Origin of the sequence: Halomonas sp. hl-4 (assembly GCF_900215475.1) — a bacterium.
Taxonomy (GTDB): domain Bacteria; phylum Pseudomonadota; class Gammaproteobacteria; order Pseudomonadales; family Halomonadaceae; genus Vreelandella.
This window is the reverse complement of sequence record NZ_LT907845.1, coordinates 3,851,205-3,869,667: the sequence shown is the minus strand read 5'-3', so window position 1 is coordinate 3,869,667 and position 18,463 is coordinate 3,851,205. Positions and strand designations below refer to the sequence as shown.

At 57.4% G+C, this 18,463-nt stretch carries 13 protein-coding genes; 4 read left to right on the top strand and 9 right to left on the bottom strand.

The features are described from left to right. Complete coding sequence (gene cobA / locus CPH17_RS18085) at nt 1-900, bottom strand: uroporphyrinogen-III C-methyltransferase (RefSeq protein ID WP_096300689.1); 900 nt, start codon at nt 898-900, stop codon at nt 1-3. Then, on the bottom strand, nt 860-3,583 hold the full coding sequence (locus CPH17_RS18080) for a nitrate reductase (protein WP_074395589.1): 2,724 nt from the start codon (nt 3,581-3,583) through the stop codon (nt 860-862). Before CPH17_RS18080 ends, cobA begins: the two co-directional genes overlap by 41 nt. Before the next feature lie 681 nt (nt 3,584-4,264). Between CPH17_RS18080 and CPH17_RS18075 the strand changes: the two genes are divergently transcribed. From CPH17_RS18075 to nirD, 3 genes are read left to right on the top strand one after another with little or no spacing between them, the layout of a single operon-like run. Continuing rightward, entirely contained in the window at nt 4,265-5,593 is a 1,329-nt protein-coding gene (locus tag CPH17_RS18075; RefSeq protein ID WP_074395588.1) for an NAD(P)/FAD-dependent oxidoreductase, read from the top strand. A 2-nt stretch (nt 5,594-5,595) separates the two neighbouring features. Then, nucleotides 5,596-8,103: a nitrite reductase large subunit NirB gene (nirB, locus tag CPH17_RS18070; RefSeq protein WP_096300687.1), complete on the top strand. Its 2,508-nt coding sequence runs from the start codon at nt 5,596-5,598 to the stop codon at nt 8,101-8,103. A 51-nt stretch (nt 8,104-8,154) separates the two neighbouring features. Beyond that, nucleotides 8,155-8,547, top strand: a complete 393-nt coding sequence (gene nirD / locus CPH17_RS18065; protein WP_096300685.1) for a nitrite reductase small subunit NirD — start codon at nt 8,155-8,157, stop codon at nt 8,545-8,547. A 55-nt stretch (nt 8,548-8,602) separates the two neighbouring features. Here the strand turns inward: nirD and CPH17_RS20005 are convergent, their stop codons facing one another. The 6 genes from CPH17_RS20005 to CPH17_RS18040 form a co-directional block, all read right to left on the bottom strand. Then, nucleotides 8,603-8,764: a hypothetical protein gene (locus CPH17_RS20005; RefSeq protein ID WP_157742973.1), complete on the bottom strand. Its 162-nt coding sequence runs from the start codon at nt 8,762-8,764 to the stop codon at nt 8,603-8,605. A gap of 185 nt (nt 8,765-8,949) precedes the next feature. Next, nucleotides 8,950-10,008, bottom strand: coding sequence for a WD40 repeat domain-containing protein (locus CPH17_RS18060; RefSeq protein WP_096300683.1), 1,059 nt, complete (start codon nt 10,006-10,008; stop codon nt 8,950-8,952). After that, nucleotides 10,008-11,234, bottom strand: a complete 1,227-nt coding sequence (locus tag CPH17_RS18055; protein ID WP_231898050.1) for a WD40 repeat domain-containing protein — start codon at nt 11,232-11,234, stop codon at nt 10,008-10,010. Before CPH17_RS18055 ends, CPH17_RS18060 begins: the two co-directional genes overlap by 1 nt. Next, entirely contained in the window at nt 11,227-13,059 is a 1,833-nt protein-coding gene (locus tag CPH17_RS18050) for an alpha/beta hydrolase (RefSeq protein WP_096300679.1), read from the bottom strand. The genes CPH17_RS18055 and CPH17_RS18050 overlap by 8 nt, the downstream gene beginning before the upstream one ends. 59 nt (nt 13,060-13,118) lie before the next feature. After that, nucleotides 13,119-13,925, bottom strand: a complete 807-nt coding sequence (locus CPH17_RS18045) for a DUF4123 domain-containing protein (protein WP_157742972.1) — start codon at nt 13,923-13,925, stop codon at nt 13,119-13,121. After that, on the bottom strand, nt 13,916-16,030 hold the full coding sequence (locus tag CPH17_RS18040) for a type VI secretion system Vgr family protein (RefSeq protein ID WP_231898049.1): 2,115 nt from the start codon (nt 16,028-16,030) through the stop codon (nt 13,916-13,918). The genes CPH17_RS18045 and CPH17_RS18040 overlap by 10 nt, the downstream gene beginning before the upstream one ends. Before the next feature lie 250 nt (nt 16,031-16,280). Here CPH17_RS18040 and CPH17_RS18035 point away from each other — a divergent pair, with 250 nt between their 5' ends. Then, nucleotides 16,281-17,216: a cation diffusion facilitator family transporter gene (locus CPH17_RS18035; protein ID WP_074395580.1), complete on the top strand. Its 936-nt coding sequence runs from the start codon at nt 16,281-16,283 to the stop codon at nt 17,214-17,216. Between the two features lie 5 nt (nt 17,217-17,221). Here the strand turns inward: CPH17_RS18035 and CPH17_RS18030 are convergent, their stop codons facing one another. Beyond that, nucleotides 17,222-18,388, bottom strand: coding sequence for an MFS transporter (locus tag CPH17_RS18030; RefSeq protein ID WP_074395579.1), 1,167 nt, complete (start codon nt 18,386-18,388; stop codon nt 17,222-17,224). Between the last annotated feature and the right edge of the window lie 75 nt (nt 18,389-18,463).

Here is an 18,463-nt window from a genome sequence, read left to right as displayed (position 1 = left end):
TCAGCAAAAGGCTTTATTGATTTCGAGAGCCGCAGGGCTTGTCGCTACGCGCGTTACCACGCTGCCGACGACGATGACACAGGGTGACGGCAGTGGTTGCGCCGCGAGCATGCTGGGCATATCAGCGAGCGTACCCACTAACGACTGCTGGTCCGGCTGGCTGGCGTTGGCCACCAGCATAATCGGCCAGTCATCGGGCAGCCCCGCGCTACGCAAACCACTACAGATCGCGTCAACCTTGGAAAGCCCCATGTAAAACACCAGGGTTTCGTCGCGCCGGGCAAGCGCCGACCAATCCGGGGTGCCGTCTTCACGGCACAACTGGGCAGTCACAAACCTTAGCTGCTGGGCATGGCCGCGGTCGGTCAGCGGAATGCCCATGCACGCCGCCGCTGAGGAGGCCGCGGTAATCCCGGGGACAATCGTGGCAGGTAGCTGAGCGGCAGCCAGCGCATCCAGCTCTTCGCCCATGCGGCCAAAAATAGCTGGATCACCGCCTTTGAGACGCACCACCGACTTGCCCGCCCTGGCAAGCTTGACCATCAGGGCGCCAATCTCGGCCTGAGGCATGCTGTGGTGTCCGCTTGCCTTGCCCACATAATAGCGCTGGGTACCGCGGGGAATCAGCGCCAGCACGTCGTCGCCCACTAGCCGGTCATAGACCACGGCGTCTGCCTGGCACAACAGGCGCGCCGCCTTGAGCGTCAGCAACTCGACATCGCCGCTGCCAGCGCCGACCAGATACACATGCCCTGGCTGGCAATCGCCCTTATGCGGCAACTGATCGGCGGTATCGCGGGCGACGCTTCCGAGCCTAGAACGGCTTGGATCTAGACGGTTCACGAGCCGCGCCAAGGCATTACACCATTTCATAAGCGGAATTTTGCTTAGCGCGCGCATTGGGGCGCTCCTCTTCAAGTAACGATTTCAATTCGGGAATGCAACTGCCGCACTGGGTGCCGCAGGCAAGGCGTGCGCCCAACGCTTCAACGCTGGTATCGCCTCCCCGAATGGCCTCAACAATAGCGGTTTGACCTACCTGATGACAGCTACAGATAACCGGGCCGGTATCCGCCGCACCGTCATCGCAGCCCGCTAACAAACGCCGACGATGGGTATCGTCGATGTGGGCGTCGTTAAAACGCGCTTCCAGCCAAGCGAGCCCAGGTAGTTCATTGGGCGGACCTACCATCAACCACCACTTAAGCTGGCCATTTTCCACACCTGCCGCGCGCAGGCCACCCGTGGCGACGTCTTCGCACCAAAGCGCTGGCGACGTGGGCAGCCACGCCGCCAGTGAGGCAAACCAATCGTTGACGGCCGTCGCACCTGCCAGTTGCCAGCGTTGGCAGCCGCGCATGGGGATACGGGTCCAGTAGTCGCTTTCGCACCACGCAGGGTGCCCCGTTGGCATAGCGCTAGCGTGGTCGGCAACCAGCAACGTTGCCTCCCAGGCAGGCGTTAATGGCACCAGCGCCACTGCTCCGTGCTTGGCTTCAGGCTGGCCGGAAATCGGGTCCATAATACGCTGAATCAACGCGCTGCTGCGCGCATTTTGGCTGAAACAGTCGGTCCAGTGAATAGGTACGAATACTTCGCCGCGTCGCTGAGCCTTAGATACTCTGGCGCGTGCCAGGTACTTACCCGTCGCGGCAGATAAAACGGCAAGTGATTGATCTCTAATACCCGCCTCGGCAGCGTCGTCAGGGTGTACATCGATAAACGGCTCGGCGCGGTGGTTCATCAACCGCGGCGAACGGGCGGTGCGCGTCATGGTGTGCCACTGGTCGCGTATTCGCCCGGTGTTGAGACGCAGCGGATACGCTGGGCTGAGCGCTTGCTCGGGCCCCCGCGGGGTAATCGGCAGTAGCTTGGCGCGTCCATCGGGCGTGGCAAACTGGCCATTCTCAAATAAGCGCGCTGTACCTTTAGGGGCCTGGATATTTACCGGCCATTGAATCGGGGCAAGCGCGTCATAACCGTCACGGCCCAGCCCGGCAAGCCCCGAAATATCGAATAGCCGTTGTGTGGTACTGGCGTTTTCAAAGCCGGAAAGGCGTGCGTGCTCGTCAAATATTTGGCTCGGGTGAGCGTAATCAAACGCCTCTGTAAACCCTAGCCGCTTGGCAACATCGCAGATGATTTGCCAGTCGTGGCGAGCCTCACCGGGTGGCGGCAACATGCCACGTTGGCGAGAGATACGCCGCTCGGAATTAGTCACCGTGCCGTCTTTCTCAGACCACCCGGAAGCCGGCAGCACAATATCGGCGTAGGGCAGCAGATCGGTATGCGCCGCACACTCCGAGACAATCACCAGCGGGCATTTTGCAAGCGCCGCGCGCACGTGGGCCGCATCGGGCAGGCTTATCGCAGGGTTGGTGGCCATCACCCATAGCGCTTTAATTTCGCCGCGCTCAATGGCGTCAAACAGCTCAACGGCTTTGTAGCCGGGGCCATCTGGCAGTTCGGGCACCAAGTTATCGGTAGCCCAAAAACGGGTGACTAAGTCACGCGCGCCGGGGGTATCGTAATCCATGTGCGCGGCTAGCTGGTTGGCCAAGCCGCCCACTTCGCGCCCGCCCATGGCATTGGGCTGGCCGGTGACCGAGAACGGCCCTGCGCCGGGCAGGCCGATTTTGCCTCCCGCCAAGTGGCAGTTGATGATCGCATTGCACTTATCGGTACCGCTTGAAGACTGGTTGACCCCTTGGGAATACAGCGTCACCACGTGTAGCTGGCTGGCAAACCAGTAATAAAAGGTTTCCAGACGCTCGACATCCACATCGCAGGCTGCCGCGACCTCGACGATGGAGCCCACCGTTTGTTGCGCAGTCTTTAATGCCTCGTCAAACCCCTGGGTGTGACGCTCCAGGTAGACGTGGTCCAGCTTGCGCTTGGCCGCCATCCATGCCAAAAGCCCGTTAAACAGTACCGCGTCGCTGCCGGGTTTGATGCCCAGGTAAAGGTCGGCTATCTCGCAGCTATCAGTCACCCGCGGATCGATCACCACCACACGCATCAACGGGTTACGCTCTTTGGCGACCTTGATGCGCTGGTAGAGCACCGGGTGGTTCCAGGCTAGGTTGGAGCCTACCAACACGACCAGTTCGGCCTCTTCCAGATCTTCATAGTTGCAGGGCACCGCATCGGCACCGAAGGCGCGCTTGTATCCTGCCACCGCCGAAGCCATGCACAGCCGCGAATTGGTATCCAGATGCGGCGTGCCCAAAAAGCCTTTAAACAGTTTATTGGCAACGTAATAGTCTTCTGTCAGTAACTGGCCGGAGAGATACGCTGCCACACAGTGATGACCGTGCTCATTGCGCAATCTGGTTAACCGGTCGGCGGTAGCGCTTAATGCCTGATCCCACGAGACCTCCTCGCCATCCACGCGGGGGCGTGTTAGGCGGCCTTGATCACCTAGCGTTTCGTGCAGCGCCGAGCCTTTTACGCACAGCCGCCCATAATTGGCGGGGTGCTCAAGGTCGCCCTCCACAGCGCTCAGCTTGCCGTTATCCGCCACGGTCGCGTTAACGCCGCAGCCGACACCACAGTAGGGACAGGTCGTTTTGGCTTGATGCATGATCACTCCTTGGCAGATTGCAAACGCCGCCCATAAAAAAACGCCCAGGCTGCTAATCGCTTGCGCAGAATTCGCAAAAGTCGATCAGCAGGCTGGACGTCGTTGCCACAGCGAGCACCGTCAAAGGTGCCAAACGTATTTTTTAACGGCTACTTATTGTTTAACGGCTTTCTTGGGGTTATTCGCTGCCATTGCTTTTAATGAACGCAATACAATGCGCGATTGTTCCTTGTACTTGGTTAACTGCAAACGCTAAGCCGTTATTCAAAAAAATCACAAATAATTATTAAAAAACAATATTTTAAATAAAAACCACAGCCCATCTCAGACATTTGCTACGCCGCTGACGCCCCGCGCTTGTGTGCTGAGAGTGCAATCCAACACCCCATGCGCACCAACAGCGTGCATAGGCTCGGGGAAGTGTCTAACCAGGTTCTTATAAATTTCTATTCAAAGACATGAAAAATAAAGCAAAAAAAACAATATCCCAGGATTGGCCGTCGATTTGCAGCTATTGAGTATATAACTTGTTGGCGGCCAATGGCGGCGGCCACGCGTTAACCAACGTTACCGGGCAACGACGCCCCTGACCTTGTTCATCCTGCTTGCAGGAAGCGCATGTGTCAGGGGCGTTTTTGTTTGGAGCAAATCGCTATCACGCAAGATGAATAGGAGCCACCCATGGAAACCTTTCCCCGGTGCTCACTCGATGACCACTTGGTCATTATCGGCAACGGCATGGCCAGTCACCGATTGGTGGAAGCCCTGGTCAATGCCCCCCAACGCCCTAAGGTAATTACCGTGATTGGGGAAGAGCCGGTGCCCGCCTACAATCGCATTCTGCTCTCCCCACTGTTAGCTGGCGACATGCAGCACAATGCGCTAACCCTGCGCGACGCTGACTGGTACCGGGAAAACGGTATCTCGCTACGTCTCGGCGAGCGCGTCGAAACCATCGATCGTGAGAACCGTACACTGACAACCGATGGCGGGCACACCATACGCTATGATCGCCTCGTGCTGGCCACCGGCTCGCGTCCGACGCTTCCCAAGGTGCCGGGCATAGCGCTAGATGGCGTGCACGGTTTTCGTGATTTAGACGACGCCGCTGCGCTTGAAGCCATTGCCCAACAGGGCGGCCATGCGCTGGTAATTGGCGGTGGCCTGCTGGGTCTGGAAGCCGCCGAGGGGTTACGCAAACGCGGCCAGGGGCTAGACGTTAGCGTTTTACAGCGCAGCGACCGGCTAATGAACCGCCAGTTGGACGCCACCGCCGCCAACCTGCTGAAAGCCTCACTCGTTGAGCGCGGGCTCAACATTGTCACCCAAGCGCAGTTGGCAAAACTCGAAGGCGACCCTACCGGCCGCGTCTGCGCTGCCGTGCTGAATGACGGACGTCGACTGCCTGCCGACAGCGTGATTATCGCCGCTGGCATCACCCCCAACGCCGAATTGGGGCAATCAGCAGGGCTCACCACCGACCGTGCGATCAAGGTCGACCGCCATCTCACCACCTCCGACCCGCATATTTTTGCCCTGGGCGAATGCTGCCAGTTTGAGCAGCACACCTATGGGCTGGTCGAGCCCATTTGGCATCAGGTCAAGGTATTGGCAGCGGTGCTTTGTGGCGACGCGGGCGACGGCTACCGCGAGGCACCCACCGCTACCAAGCTCAAAGTCAGCGGCGTTTCGCTTTTCGCGTTTGGCCCTACCGAGGCCTCGCCCGAGCATGACGAGCTTCGCTACCACGACCCACAACGGGGCGACTACCGGCGCTTATTACTGCGCGACGGCCGCATTGAAGGAGCCGTGCTCTATGGCGACACCCAACACGGCCCCTGGTACTTCGAGCAGGCGCTGGCGGGGAACGACCTGAGTGCCTGTCGTCAGGCGCTGCTGTTCGGCGCCGCGGATGTCGAGGTGCTACGTGAAGCGGCATCTCAACTGCTCCCTGATCCTTCTGGACCCTCTTCTAAACACTCTTCTCATACAACGTCGGAGGCGGCTTAAGCATGTCTACCCAACAGCAGCTTATTATTATTGGTAACGGCATGGTCGGCCACCACCTGGTCGAGCAGCTCGTAGATAACGGCGCTCTTGATCGCTATCAGGTCACCGTGTTTGGCGAAGAGCGTCATCGCGCCTATGATCGCGTCCACCTTTCGGAATACTTTAGCGGCCGCGATGCCGAGTCGCTCGCCCTGTGCGACGCCGACTACTACGCCACCAGTGGCGTCACGCTGCGCACCGGCGAAGCCGTGACGCACATTGATCGCGACCAGCAGGAAGTGGTGACCGACCAGGGGCGCTACCCCTACGACCAGTTGGTACTGGCCACCGGCTCCTATCCCTTCGTGCCGCCGATTCCCGGCAACGACCGCGACGGCTGCCTGGTCTACCGTACGCTGGATGATCTGGACGACATCCGCGCGGCGGCCGAAAACGCCACCAACGGCGTGGTGGTCGGCGGAGGCCTGCTGGGTCTTGAAGCCGCCAATGCCCTACGCGGTTTGAACCTGGATACCGCCGTGGTGGAGTTTGCCTCGCGGCTGATGCCCATGCAGGTGGATAATGAAGGCGGCGAATTGCTGCGTGAAAAAATCGAAGCCTTGGGCGTGCAGGTGCTTACCGAGCGGGCAACCCAACGTATCGAAGACGGCGACGCGAGCCGCCACCGTATGGTATTCCAAGACGACAAGGTGCTGGAAACCGACCTGATTGTGTTCTCGGCAGGTATTCGCCCCCGCGACCAGTTGGCCCGCGATTGCGGCCTTGAGATTGGTGAGCGCGGTGGCGTGGTGGTCAACGACCAATGCCAAACCAGCGACCCCGCCATCCTCGCGATTGGTGAAGTGGCGCTATGGAACCAGAGCATTTTTGGCCTGGTGGCCCCCGGCTATCAAATGGCCAAAGCAGCAATGGCCACATTAACCGATGGCGACGAACGCTTTGGCGGCGCGGATATGAGCACCAAGCTCAAACTTCTCGGGGTGGACGTGGGTTCAATTGGCGATGCCCACGGCAATCAGAACCCGGGCGCGCGCATGTTCCGCTACCTCGACCCGCTTACCCAGGTTTATCGCAAGATGGTCGTCTCCAGCGACGGCAAAAAGCTGCTGGGGGCCATGCTGGTGGGCGATAACAGCGCCTACGACACGCTGTTGCAGTACTATTCAAACGGCATCGAACTACCCGACGAGCCAGCCTCATTGATACTGCCGCAAAGCAGTGGTGCCGCCCCGGCGCTTGGCCCCGATGCCCTGCCGGAAACCGCCACTATTTGCTCCTGTCACAACGTCACCAAAGGCGATATTTGCGCCACGATTGACGGCGGCGCGGTCGATTTGGCGGGTGTGAAAGGCGAGACCAAAGCCAGCACCGGCTGCGGTGGCTGCACGGCGCTGCTCAAAAGTGTCGTGGATCACGAACTCGAAGCCCGCGGCGTGGAAGTCGATAAATCGATTTGCGAGCACTTCGCCCATACCCGCCAGGGGCTTTACGACATCGTGCGCGTAGAAGGCATTAAAACCTTCAGCGAACTGATCGACAAGCACGGCAATCCTGAGACCCACCGCCTGGGCTGCGATATCTGCAAACCCGCCGTGGCCTCGATTCTAGCGTCGTGCTTTAACGAGCCGATCACCGACGCGGCGCATGTGCCGCTGCAGGATACCAACGACACCTTCATGGCCAACATGCAGAAAAACGGCACCTACTCGGTGGTGCCGCGGGTTGCCGGTGGTGAAATCACCCCTGACAAGCTGATCGCGCTTGGCGCGGTGGCCAAGAAATATGACCTCTACTCCAAAGTCACCGGCGGCCAGCGCATCGATTTATTCGGCGCCCGCCTGGAAGACCTGCCGGATATTTGGAGCGAGCTGATCGACGCCGGTTTTGAAACCGGCCACGCCTACGGCAAGTCGCTGCGCACGGTGAAATCCTGCGTGGGCAGCACCTGGTGCCGTTACGGCGTGCAGGACAGCGTCGGCATGGCGATCCAGCTGGAGAATCGCTACAAGGGGCTACGCTCGCCGCACAAGATCAAGTTTGGCGTATCCGGCTGCACCCGTGAGTGCGCCGAAGCGCAGAGCAAAGACATTGGCATTATCGCCACCGAAAACGGCTGGAACCTGTATGTGTGCGGTAACGGCGGCATGCGCCCCCGCCACGCCGAGCTGTTTGCCACCGACCTGGACGACGAGCAGCTGTACCGCACCATTGACCGCTTCCTGATGTTCTATGTGCGCACCGCAGACCGCCTGCAGCGTACGTCCGTATGGCGGGAAAACCTCGAAGGCGGCCTGGATTACCTGAAAGAGGTGATTCTAGAAGACAGCCTGGATATCGGCGACGAGCTAGAGCGTCAGATGCAAACCGTCATCGACAACTATCAGTGCGAATGGGCCGATGCCATCAGCGATCCGGAAAAACTCAAGCGCTTTAGAAGCTTCGTCAACGACGAGCGCCCGGACCCGTCGATCATCATGACCAGCGAGCGCGGCCAACTTCGGCCTGCTTAATTAAGCGACGCTTTTCACTGAATAAACAATGATCAAACAACGAGGCATCCCATGACCGCAACGGCAATGAAAAAAGAGATGGATAACGTGAGTGTTGAAAACAGCAAGACCTGGCAAAAAGTCTGTCACAAAGCTGACCTGGTGGAGTTTTCCGGTGTCGCCGCCTGGCTGGATAGCGGCGAACCCCCGGCCCAGGTGGCCATTTTCTATTTACCAGGCCATGGCAACGAGCTTTACGCCCTCGACCATCACGACCCGTTCTCCAACGCCAACGTCATTGCCCGGGGTATTGTCGGCGATCTAAAAGGTGCCCCAGTCGTCGCCTCGCCCATCTATAAGCAGCACTTCCGTCTGGAAGATGGCCAGTGCCTGGAGGATGAGGACGTCAAACTACGCACCTGGGAGATCGCTTTCAAAGGCGATGAAGTATTAATTAAAGCGTGATAACTAACCATTAGAAGGAAGGTAGAGAACTGCCTTCCTTCATCGCGTTTTCATATCACTTCCACTGGGCAAGCAGCTTAGCCGACATAAAGCCGCCGTAAAGACGAAGAATGAGCATCAACCAGAGCCAAGCACCCACTCCGATGACTAGCAGCATGATAACGGCTAGCTCGCGGCGGCGGTGTTTGGCGCTCGCGATAATGCTTGCCAACGTCACCGCCCCACCCACTCCTTGGCTAGCGTGCGCTCTTCCGGGTCATAGCGGTACACGGTGATACCACCGTCAAAGGCGTGGCCGGTGACTAATAGATTGGCGTCAGGTGCGGAGTCGATACTCAGGTTGCGAGAGTAGTTATTGACTGAGGGAAAAGGATCCGTACCTAAATCAAGATACGCCTGGGGTCAGGGGTTGCCTGCCTCGAACAGACCGGCATAGGTTTGGCTGGAGCCATCACTGCGATACTGGCTGTAACCAATACGCAGGAACTCTTTACTACCATTGATAAATGCAATAGCAATGGTCGTTGGAGTAGCTAGCGGGCGATAAACGCCATGGTCATCGGGCTTACCATTTTTTGGGATATTAATTAATTCACTTTCATCCCAATACTCGTCTTCCTGCAGACCCTCCGGCAAATTTTCTCGAAAAAGGCCATGGTCGTAACTTGCCATCCGATTGCGCTCTTTTGGTAACTCAGTGTTCCAGAAAAAGCCCAGAGTGTTCTCGTCCCCGCTAGCTACCCACTCCCCGTCAGGGCTGATAGCGGCATCTACCTTAAACGAGTTCCCTGGTAGCATGGAAATAGGCTCAAACGTGTCAAGATCCCATAGTGTCACGCCCGTATAGTTGCTGAATCGACGTTCAGGTGCAACCGCAGGCACCTCGTCGACGCTTGGGCTTTCACGATCTCCCAACCCTGCTGATACGAATTTACGCCCCTGCTCAGACAGCGTTAGTTTCAATATCTTTCCCGACCCTTTAAAACTGGGAGAGACACCATCTTGCATGACCGGCTTCATGGCGCCCCCGTGACCATGGAAGATGTTCCAGTCAATATCGGAAGCTAAATAATCGGAAAAGGTTGAGTCCATCACATGCCCGTAGGTGGGAAAGTGTTCAAACTCTTCAATCACCTCGCCATCGACGCCCTGCACGTACACCACATCATTCTGATCCTGCCATAGGAATGCATTTCCCCCTTCAATAAAGTAAGCGCTGTAGATATTGGCTTCATTGGAAAGCACTTCCCGTTTTTGGTCCTCGATATTCCACAGTACTAGCGCACCATCTTTGTGGGCAGAGATCACATAGCGACCATTGCTGGAAACGCTTAGCGAGGTCACCGGCTCCAGGCGACTAAGCGTGAACCAGAGCCAAGCACCAGCGGCCATGACCACCAGCATGATAATGGCCAACTCACGGAGGCGGTGTCTAGCGCTCGCGATGACGCTTGCCAGCATTACTGCCCTACCCACTCCTTGGCTAGCGTGCGCTCTTCCGGGTCATAGCGGTACACGGTGATGCCACCGTCAAAGGCATGGCCGGTGACTAACAAGTTGGCGTCAGGTGCGGAGTCGATACTCAGGTTGCGGGAGTAATCATTGACCGACGGGAAAGGATCAGTGCCCAAATCAAGATACGCTTGGGGCCAGGGGTTGCCTGCCTCGAACAGGGCGGCATAGGTTTGGCTGGAGCCATCACTGCGATACTGGCTGTAACCAATACGCAGGAACTCCTCGCTGCCATTGATAAAGGCCAATGCAATGGTTGTTGGAGTGGCTAAAGAACGAATTTTCCCCCATTTATCTGGTTTGCTGGACTCGGGCACCGAGATTAACTCGCTTTTATCCCTATACTCGTTCTCAGGTAAGCCCTCTGGCAGATCTTCGAGAAAAATACCATGATCATAATCCGCTAGACGCTTGCGATTTTCTGGCGTATTTGTATCCCAGAAAAGTCCAATACCATTCTCATCACCACTGACCACCCACTGCCCGTCCGGGCTAATGGTGGCGTAGGTTTTGGATGAGTTGCCCGGCAATTTAGCCACGGGCTCCAAAGTATCAATATTCCATAACGTCACCCCGCCGTAGCTGGAGGAAAAACGAAAATCGTCCTCTTCCCGTACCGGCGAGGAGTCTTCGAGTTCGCCACCAGGACTTCCCGAGCCCCCGGAGACGAAAAACCCCTCGCCCATAGAAAGGTTCAAGACTTGCCCGGTGCCGGTAAAGCTGGGGCTTTGGCTATCGCGCAAAACAGGGCGCAACGCATCACCATGCCCATGGTAAATGTTCCAGGTCTCGTTGCTGGAAAGGTAGTGCTCTCTATCAGCGGACATCACATGCCCATAGGTCGGGAAGTGCTCAAATTCCTCAATCACCTCGCCATCGACGCGCTGTACATACACTACATCATCTTGATCCTGCCATAGGAATGCATCGCCTTCGGGGACAAAATAAGCACTATAAAGGTTCGCATTATCAGACAGTTGCTCTCTCTTCTGGGCGTCTATATCCCATAGCACCAGCGCGCCGTCTTCGTGGGCAGAGATCACATAGCGGCCATCGCTAGACACGCTTAATGAAGTAACCGGTTCAAGCCTTGTTAGCATCAGTACGCCGTAATACGCCAAGGCCAATACAGTGCCAACACCTATTACAAGAGCAATAATTTTTTGCTTATTCATAGCGACCAAAACGCGATGCCTCCTTGATCCGATCAACAATCCCTTCCTGATAGCTTTTCTCAAACACCTCATCGCTAGGGATTTTCATTCCCGAATGATCAAATAACCAGAGAGTCTGGTTGACGAAATCAAAAACCTTTCTATCAAGCCTGTTTCTTACGAAGCTATTCTCGATTCTGACCCCGGCAAACCCAATACTCCCCAACGCTGCGCGCGGCGCTCTCCCCGCTCGCCAGTTTCGGCCTACCAGCCACTCCAGGGTATCGATATAGGAGGCGGCGCGTTCTTCACTCACCACGGCATGGTGGGCGAGCGGTGCCAACAGGTCATAAGTGGGCAAGGGGTCGGCGCTGGCGATTGCCTCACGCGCCTCCTCAATCGCCAGCTTTCTGAATGCCTGCCAAGCCCGTGCAGCGTGCTCCTTGCCATAAGGATCAGGGCCAACCGGTATGGGTGGAGGCACAGGAGGTTGTACCGTATCGTCCGGTGCCTTATCGGTGTAGTAGCGGATTAAGGGCGTCGACAGGCCAGCGGGGAATACCCACCACTTTTTACCGTAGGCGCCTCCCGCCGAGCCGATGAGTTCATCCAACATATCATCGGCACTGAATAGCTCTTGTGCCCACACTGCGGTGGGGCTGATGACTTCAGCTACCTGTTGCCAGAAGGAGCGGCTATCCTGCGGCGGCGGCCCGAGGATGCCATCTTCCTCGGAGTGCAACACCACTACCTTGCGCACCGCCTTGTGGGCGTCGGGGAAGACGCCCATGCCCAGCGGGTGGCTGTCCTGAGAGGAATCATTGACGAGCGCGTTATCGGCAACCGCTGGCTGCCACAGATAAATATTGTCGATCCATTGGTGGCGCTCCTGCTCACCGAGAATATTGAGTGCAGTGAGTACCACGCGCGCGCCCAGCGAGTGGCTGATGATATTGATGGCAATGCCTGCTTCATCAAGCTGTTCAAGCAAAGCGACCAACCGCCGCCCTGCTGCCATCGCATTGAGTTCGGCCTGGAAGAAGTCGACGCTGCCCGTATCGCCAAACCAGGCGATGCCCACCATGCGGGTGTAGGGTCGCCAGTCTTCTTCGGTCATCCCCGCCGCACGGTTGAGCTGATGCTCCATGTGAACGAACCAGTTGTAAGCACCACTGCCGTTACAATACGCCTCACGATATTCATCCGATCCATTTTCGGTCGGCGTATGATAGAGATTGTTGGCTATCTTGCCTCTCGTGACAGGTACTTGGATATTTACCTTGTCGATATCTTGAAGAATGGTGGCGCTGCTGGCCGTATGGGCAGTGGTTAATAACGGTTTAGCACTGATATCGCTGCGCTTTTCCCAGGAGGCAAACGACCCGTACTGACCCAGTGGGACATTGTAGCCATGCAAGAACAGCGTGGCGTTGTTGCCCGCCAAACGCAGCTGTTCCAGTTGCTCGTCGCTCAGTAAGTCGGCCTCGGGTGAGGTCATTTCATCGCGCAGATTGAGGCTGATAGGCGGAGGCAGGTAGGTGGCCTGGATCGTCGTTTCATCCATGGCAATATCGACTTCCGGAGGCGCCGCCGCTGCTCGACATGGATCCAGAGGCTTATCGTCGACCGCCACCAGGTGCTGACAATGGGCATCCATTAGTTGCCATGCGACCTTATTAGGCGCTGCCCCTTCATGACGACTTACGCCCTCGGCATCAATGGTGGCGGTGATGGTCTTTCCGGCAGAATCAACTAACTTGACGCTTGTGCCTTCCGGTAGATAACGCCCCAGCGTATCGCGATGCACAATCAAGACGGTAACGCCCACGCTACAGTGGGCAGGCATCGTGACACCTGACAAGCTTGTTCGGCTGGGCCGTAATCGCGGGGGCGAGAGGGTTTCGGTCATCGGGGGTCACCATCAGTTTCTGCTAAAGGAGCTTGCTCATTGACCAGCGTTTGCAACTCATCCAGCAGTGCTTGCCGGGAACCCTTATGTGCTTTCAGTTGCTGCATATGGCTTGGCGAGAGCGGCGTACGATAGTCAGACGCAGCCAGGATGTTGCACCCTTCCCAGCGCGCAGATTCCGTCGTAAAAGGCAGCGCTTCCATTTGCTGGAGCCATTGCTGCGCGAGCGAAGTTGAAAGGCCATGATCACTGGCCAACTGCTGGCAGAACGCTTGATCACGGGTCCGTTGCAGGGCCTGTTCGTGGTCAGCTGTCAAACTGAACTTGCCTAGCGGTTCATCCCCAGGCACTGGCGACTCAAGCCGCCATGCCTCACCGTTGGTAACGCCACTTATGGCTTTGATAGGCCCTAGCAGCGCGTGCGTTTCGCCCTCGGTCAATGCCCCGGCCAATCCGCCGTATAGCCGAGAATCGGCATAGCGAAACAGGGCGGGAGGCCCTTCTTGGCGGTCGACATGAGTTAATTGCCGGTAATGCGCAGCGACTTCCGCCAGGGTTGCATCGCTATACAGTGCGATCGCGGCGCCCTGCTGTACCCAACGTGATGCGGCATCATGGGCGCTAGCCGTTGAAAAGCTCATCAGGATTGGCCCTTGTTGCGCATGCTGGGCGTAGGCCGTTTGCAAATACAGCTGCTCGTAGGCGGGGCGTTCGTCTATTTCGAACATCTGTTGTAACAGCTGTGGATAGAGAGCTAAGTCAATCAAATAAAAGACCGATAGCGACGGCGTTCTTAGCGACATGGGCATTGATCCCCCAAAGCACAGCGATCAATACTATCGTTATTGCCGTCCTTCAGCCGTTGGCATACCTCAACCACCGCGGCACCTTGCAAGGCAGCCGTCATCAGTTGGTCTTGCTGCAAGGGGGCAATACGCTCATGGCGCTCGGTTGCTACATGCCCTGGCAATAGGGCATCTATTACCGCCTGCCCACTTCCCACACCGGGGCTACCCCCAGAGTTGATCTTGACCTGAGCGCCGACGATGGTGATACCACTAGGATCAAGTTTGACGAAGCTGCCCCCAGCCTTGAGGGTGATCTCGGCCCCGGCATCAATCACCGTTTTGCCGCCAGATTTTTGATGCACTTCCCGTCCTGCTTCCAGCAGGTGCGCTCGGCCAACTTTCTCATGGCGGGTGCCGTCGATCATCAGGTGGTCGTCGCCGTCTACCTGGGTGTGGCGGTTGTTATGCACCGTGTGGTGATCGTCGTTATCGATCTCGCTGATGCGGTCGTTGTGCACCTTGAGGTGGCTGTCGCGGCGGATTTCTTCAGTGCGGTCGTTAAGGGTTAATAACTCCAGGTCTTTCTGGGCGTGGAGCCAGATTTGCTCTTCGCCGGCTTCGTCTTCAAAGCGCAGTTCGTTGAAGCCGTCGACCTTGTGGCTCTGGGTGCGTAGTACCGTGCGGGTCTTGTGTTCCGGCAATGGATACGGCGCGGTATTAACGGCGTGGTAGGTGCGCCCGGTGACCAAGGGCTGATCCGGGTCGCCTTCCAGGAAGGAGACGATGACTTCGTGGCCGATGCGCGGGATGGCTATGCTACCATAGCCGCCGCCTGCCCAGCCTTGGGCGACCCGCACCCAGCAGCTGGCGGTGTCATTGGGTTCGGCGTAGCGATCCCAGGGGAACTGGACCTTGACCCGGCCGTGTTCGTCGCAGTGAATCTCTTCGCCTTCGGGGCCGACCACGAAGGCAACCTGGGGGCCATCGACGCGGGGTTTGGGATTAGGCGTTGCTCGCCAGGGGGCATCACCGGGGATCAGCGTGACCTGATTGTGGTAGCGGGTCATCCCGGCAGAATCACTTTGAGTGATACCGTCTTCTTCCAGCGCCTGGGGTTGCTCGCCGTGGTGAAGCACCTCAATGGCCTGCCAGTCGCGGTTGAGGCTATCGGTGTCGTGGTCGGTCAGGCTAAAGCGCAGGCCGGGGGCCAGTTCGGGCAGGTCACTTTCTGCACTGGCGGTGATGGCTTCGCGGCGCAGCTGCTCCAGGCGAATGCGGGTAAAGGGTTTGCCGGAAGCGTCCTGCTTGTAGCGGCCGGGGTAGTCGTAGTGTTCGTAATCCACCTGCTGTCCATGGTCTTCTACATCACGGCCCAGGTGGTCGTGCAATTGAGCATAGGCGGGATTTTTAAAGCTGTAGTCTTTCAGCGTGGCGGATGAACTCGCCACCCTCGCGGTGTGGCTAAGCTTGCGCACATGGCGCATGGGGGCGGTGCCACCGGCACGGCTGTGATAGCTGCGCTCGCCGAGGCTAGTGAGTAGCTGCGGGTCGTCGGCAAACACCAGCCGATGGGCGCCGCCGTCGCTTGCTTCAAATTCATGAAAATAAAATAGGCCCTCTTCGGCGGCCAGGCGCTCGATAAAGGCGAGGTCGGTCTCGCGGTACTGCACGCAGTATTCGCGTTCGGGGAGCTCACGGGTGACTGCAAAGGCCACGTCGCGGATGCCGCGCTCGTCGCACAGGGTATTGATGATGGTGAGCGGATCGACTTTCTGGAAGATCCGCGATTTGTGGCGCAGCGAGAGCCGCCAGAGCGCCGGGCGAAGCACCAGAGAGTAGAAGGTACGCCGGTGGCCGCGGTCGCCGCGGCCAAATTCAGCGATAATCCCATGTATTCTGCGCAGCGGTTCGCCGTCCTGCCAGATGGTCAGTGACGCTTCACGATCCAGCAGCTCAGACGCTTCCAGGCTGCCATCGCGGCTGGCCAGGTTCAGCGCCAGTTCGAAAGGCTGGGAGAGCGCTTCGCGGTGGGTGAAGTCGATCACCGCGATGTCGTCAACGCCAGGTAGCGTTAGGGTGAATTGCAAGCCAGTCTTATTCGCCCCCATCTTTACAGACATAATGCCGCTCCCTGGATCGTTATCTGCTAATGAGAAACGGTCAGAGTAGCGGCACCAGAAAGCAAGGCAACCCCTTCACTGCACAAAGGGTTAATATCTTACAAACCGTGTCGGCAATCTCTTACAAAAACAGCCTTTAAAAGCGCCTTTCATCCAGAAGAGGTTATTTAGCCTTCATCTTTTGAGACAACCCATGATATTGCTATGCTTTCCCACCTTTTGTTGGGTAGGCATCGGAGCAGAAACGTTCGTGAAGACAGAATCCAGAACTTTAGCCTTTTCCGCCTTGATGGCACTGCTGATCGGCTGTGCGGGCATCGCCGCGACGCTGGCTTCCAACTCCCAGGCCATTTTGCTGGACGGGTTATTCAACCTTATCTATTTCAGCGTTGCGCTGGTCACCATCAAGGTCAGCAAATTAGCCAGCCGCCCGGACAGCGAGTCTTACCCGTTTGGCTATAGCTACTTTGAGTCGCTGGTAAACCTGTGCAAGGGGCTATTGATTCTAGGCGTCTCGATTTTTGCCCTGGTGGATGCCATCGCGGCGCTCCTCAGCGGAGGGCGTGAGATCGCTGCCGGGTTAGCGGTACTTTACGCGCTATTTGCCACGGCGGTGTGTTCGCTAACGGCCTGGGTCATGCATCGAAGCCAACAACATGTACACAGCCCATTAGTGAGTGCGGATAAACTCAACTGGGTGGTTAACAGCGTGATTTCGGCGGCCGTGCTCGCCGCGTTCTGTTTGGTCATGCTGTTCGAGCAGCTAGGCTGGCACACAGTGCTGCCGTATGTGGATTCGGTGTTGGTGATCGCTGTCGTACTACTTTGCCTCGGCGTGCCGGTGAGAATGGCATCTCAATCGCTGCAGGAACTGCTCAATAAAAGTCCTGAAGAGGCCATTGCCGAGCCGGTTCGCCAAGCCGTCGCACGGGCACTCGCCGACACTGACACGCAAGAAGTGCGCGTCCGTATAGTGCGCCCAGGACGGTTACTCTATGTCATGGTCCATGTGGTGCTCCCCGACACGTCGCCCAATGCCTCCATTACTCAACAAGACGCCCTGCGAGCGCATATTGACGAACACGTGCGCCGTTACTACTCACCGGTGATTTGTGACGTGGTATTTACCGCCGACACCCGATGGGCCGCGCCCTCCTGCGGGCTGTTGGTTGAGACATCCCATTAAAATACTCAACCATCCGCATACCCCGGCTCATGCGCGTGACTTGCTGACCGCTTGACTAGCCAACCGGCCACGCTGACACCGGCCAGCAACACACCACCGAACAGCGTTAATGCGGCTGCATGACCGGTGGCATCAACCAGCACACCCGTGACCACCACCGGCAGACTAAATCCTATATAGGCCATTAAAAAATAACCTGCGCTCGCCTCGTTAGGTACGTCTTTAGCGACAGCCAGCACGCCGCTTAGTCCACCTAAATAAATAAACCCGTAGCAAGCACTGCTGGCCGCAAGCGTGCCCGCTAATACGGCTACTAGATAGCCTTCAATAGCGCCCCATGCGATCAGTCCATATGCCAAGGGTAAAATACATAACCCAAGCGCTGTCGCGCGATGTGGCGTAAGCTTTCTCGCCCAGGGTTGAAACAACACCCCACCGCTGCAAACGCCGAAAGTAGCGAAACCACTCCAAGCGCTTAATCCGTGTTGGTTAAGCGTGGAAGGTAAAATGGCGATCACCAAACCCACCGTTGCCCAAGCCAGTAAAATCGCCAACCCATAGCCTAGCGTACCGTGCGGGTAAGCCGGCAAACGCCACATGGCACGCCCGTTAGAGCGGACTGTTTCATCTGGCAGAGTTATGACCATCACCAACGCTAAGCCAGCAGCACATAGGTAAAGCCACAGGCTGGGTGGTGTGACACTTGGTGCAAAAAGGATAAACACGCTGGTCACCGCTGCCCCCAAGCCAAAGCCCAATGCCGTGCTGGCCGTCACATAATGCGTGGCTTTCTGATGAGCGTGACGGCCTACCAGCATTTGCATATAGCCAGACGCGATAGCCGTCGTAAAAGCGGTGCCAATGCCCAGCAGAAATCGTGCAATAGCAAGCGCCCATAGCCCCGGTGTCACTAGCGTTAGCGTGGTAGCGACTAGGCACAATAGAAGTGTCAGAAGGATTAACGGCTTACGCCCCACTCGGTCGGCTAGCCCGTTAAGCCCCAGCAACACCGGCATGATGCCAGCAACGTAACAAGCAAAAGCAAGCGTTGTGGCCCCAACACCCAGGCCATCCTGCGCTGCCAGCGCGTCATAAAGCGGTGCTTGTAAATTAACCGCCGTCGTAATCATGCATAACGCGAACGACAGGCAGAACGCTGGGTAACGGTTCATGGCATTATTCCTCTAGGCGCAATCAATCGAACCGTTACGCTCGCAGCTCTGCTGGCTAGCAGTAAGGTACACTTA

Bases quoted from the DNA above. Each gene is read 5' to 3' on its own strand.
- cobA (WP_096300689.1), bottom strand. From the start codon at position 900: ATGCGCGCGCTAAGCAAAATTCCGCTTATGAAATGGTGTAATGCCTTG.
- CPH17_RS18080 (WP_074395589.1), bottom strand. From the start codon at position 3,583: ATGCATCAAGCCAAAACGACCTGTCCCTACTGTGGTGTCGGCTGCGGC.
- CPH17_RS18075 (WP_074395588.1), top strand. From the start codon at position 4,265: ATGGAAACCTTTCCCCGGTGCTCACTCGATGACCACTTGGTCATTATC.
- nirB (WP_096300687.1), top strand. From the start codon at position 5,596: ATGTCTACCCAACAGCAGCTTATTATTATTGGTAACGGCATGGTCGGC.
- nirD (WP_096300685.1), top strand. From the start codon at position 8,155: ATGACCGCAACGGCAATGAAAAAAGAGATGGATAACGTGAGTGTTGAA.
- CPH17_RS18060 (WP_096300683.1), bottom strand. From the start codon at position 10,008: ATGCTGGCAAGCGTCATCGCGAGCGCTAGACACCGCCTCCGTGAGTTG.
- CPH17_RS18055 (WP_231898050.1), bottom strand. From the start codon at position 11,234: ATGAATAAGCAAAAAATTATTGCTCTTGTAATAGGTGTTGGCACTGTA.
- CPH17_RS18050 (WP_096300679.1), bottom strand. From the start codon at position 13,059: ATGCCTGCCCACTGTAGCGTGGGCGTTACCGTCTTGATTGTGCATCGC.
- CPH17_RS18045 (WP_157742972.1), bottom strand. From the start codon at position 13,925: ATGTCGCTAAGAACGCCGTCGCTATCGGTCTTTTATTTGATTGACTTA.
- CPH17_RS18040 (WP_231898049.1), bottom strand. From the start codon at position 16,030: ATGTCTGTAAAGATGGGGGCGAATAAGACTGGCTTGCAATTCACCCTA.
- CPH17_RS18030 (WP_074395579.1), bottom strand. From the start codon at position 18,388: ATGAACCGTTACCCAGCGTTCTGCCTGTCGTTCGCGTTATGCATGATT.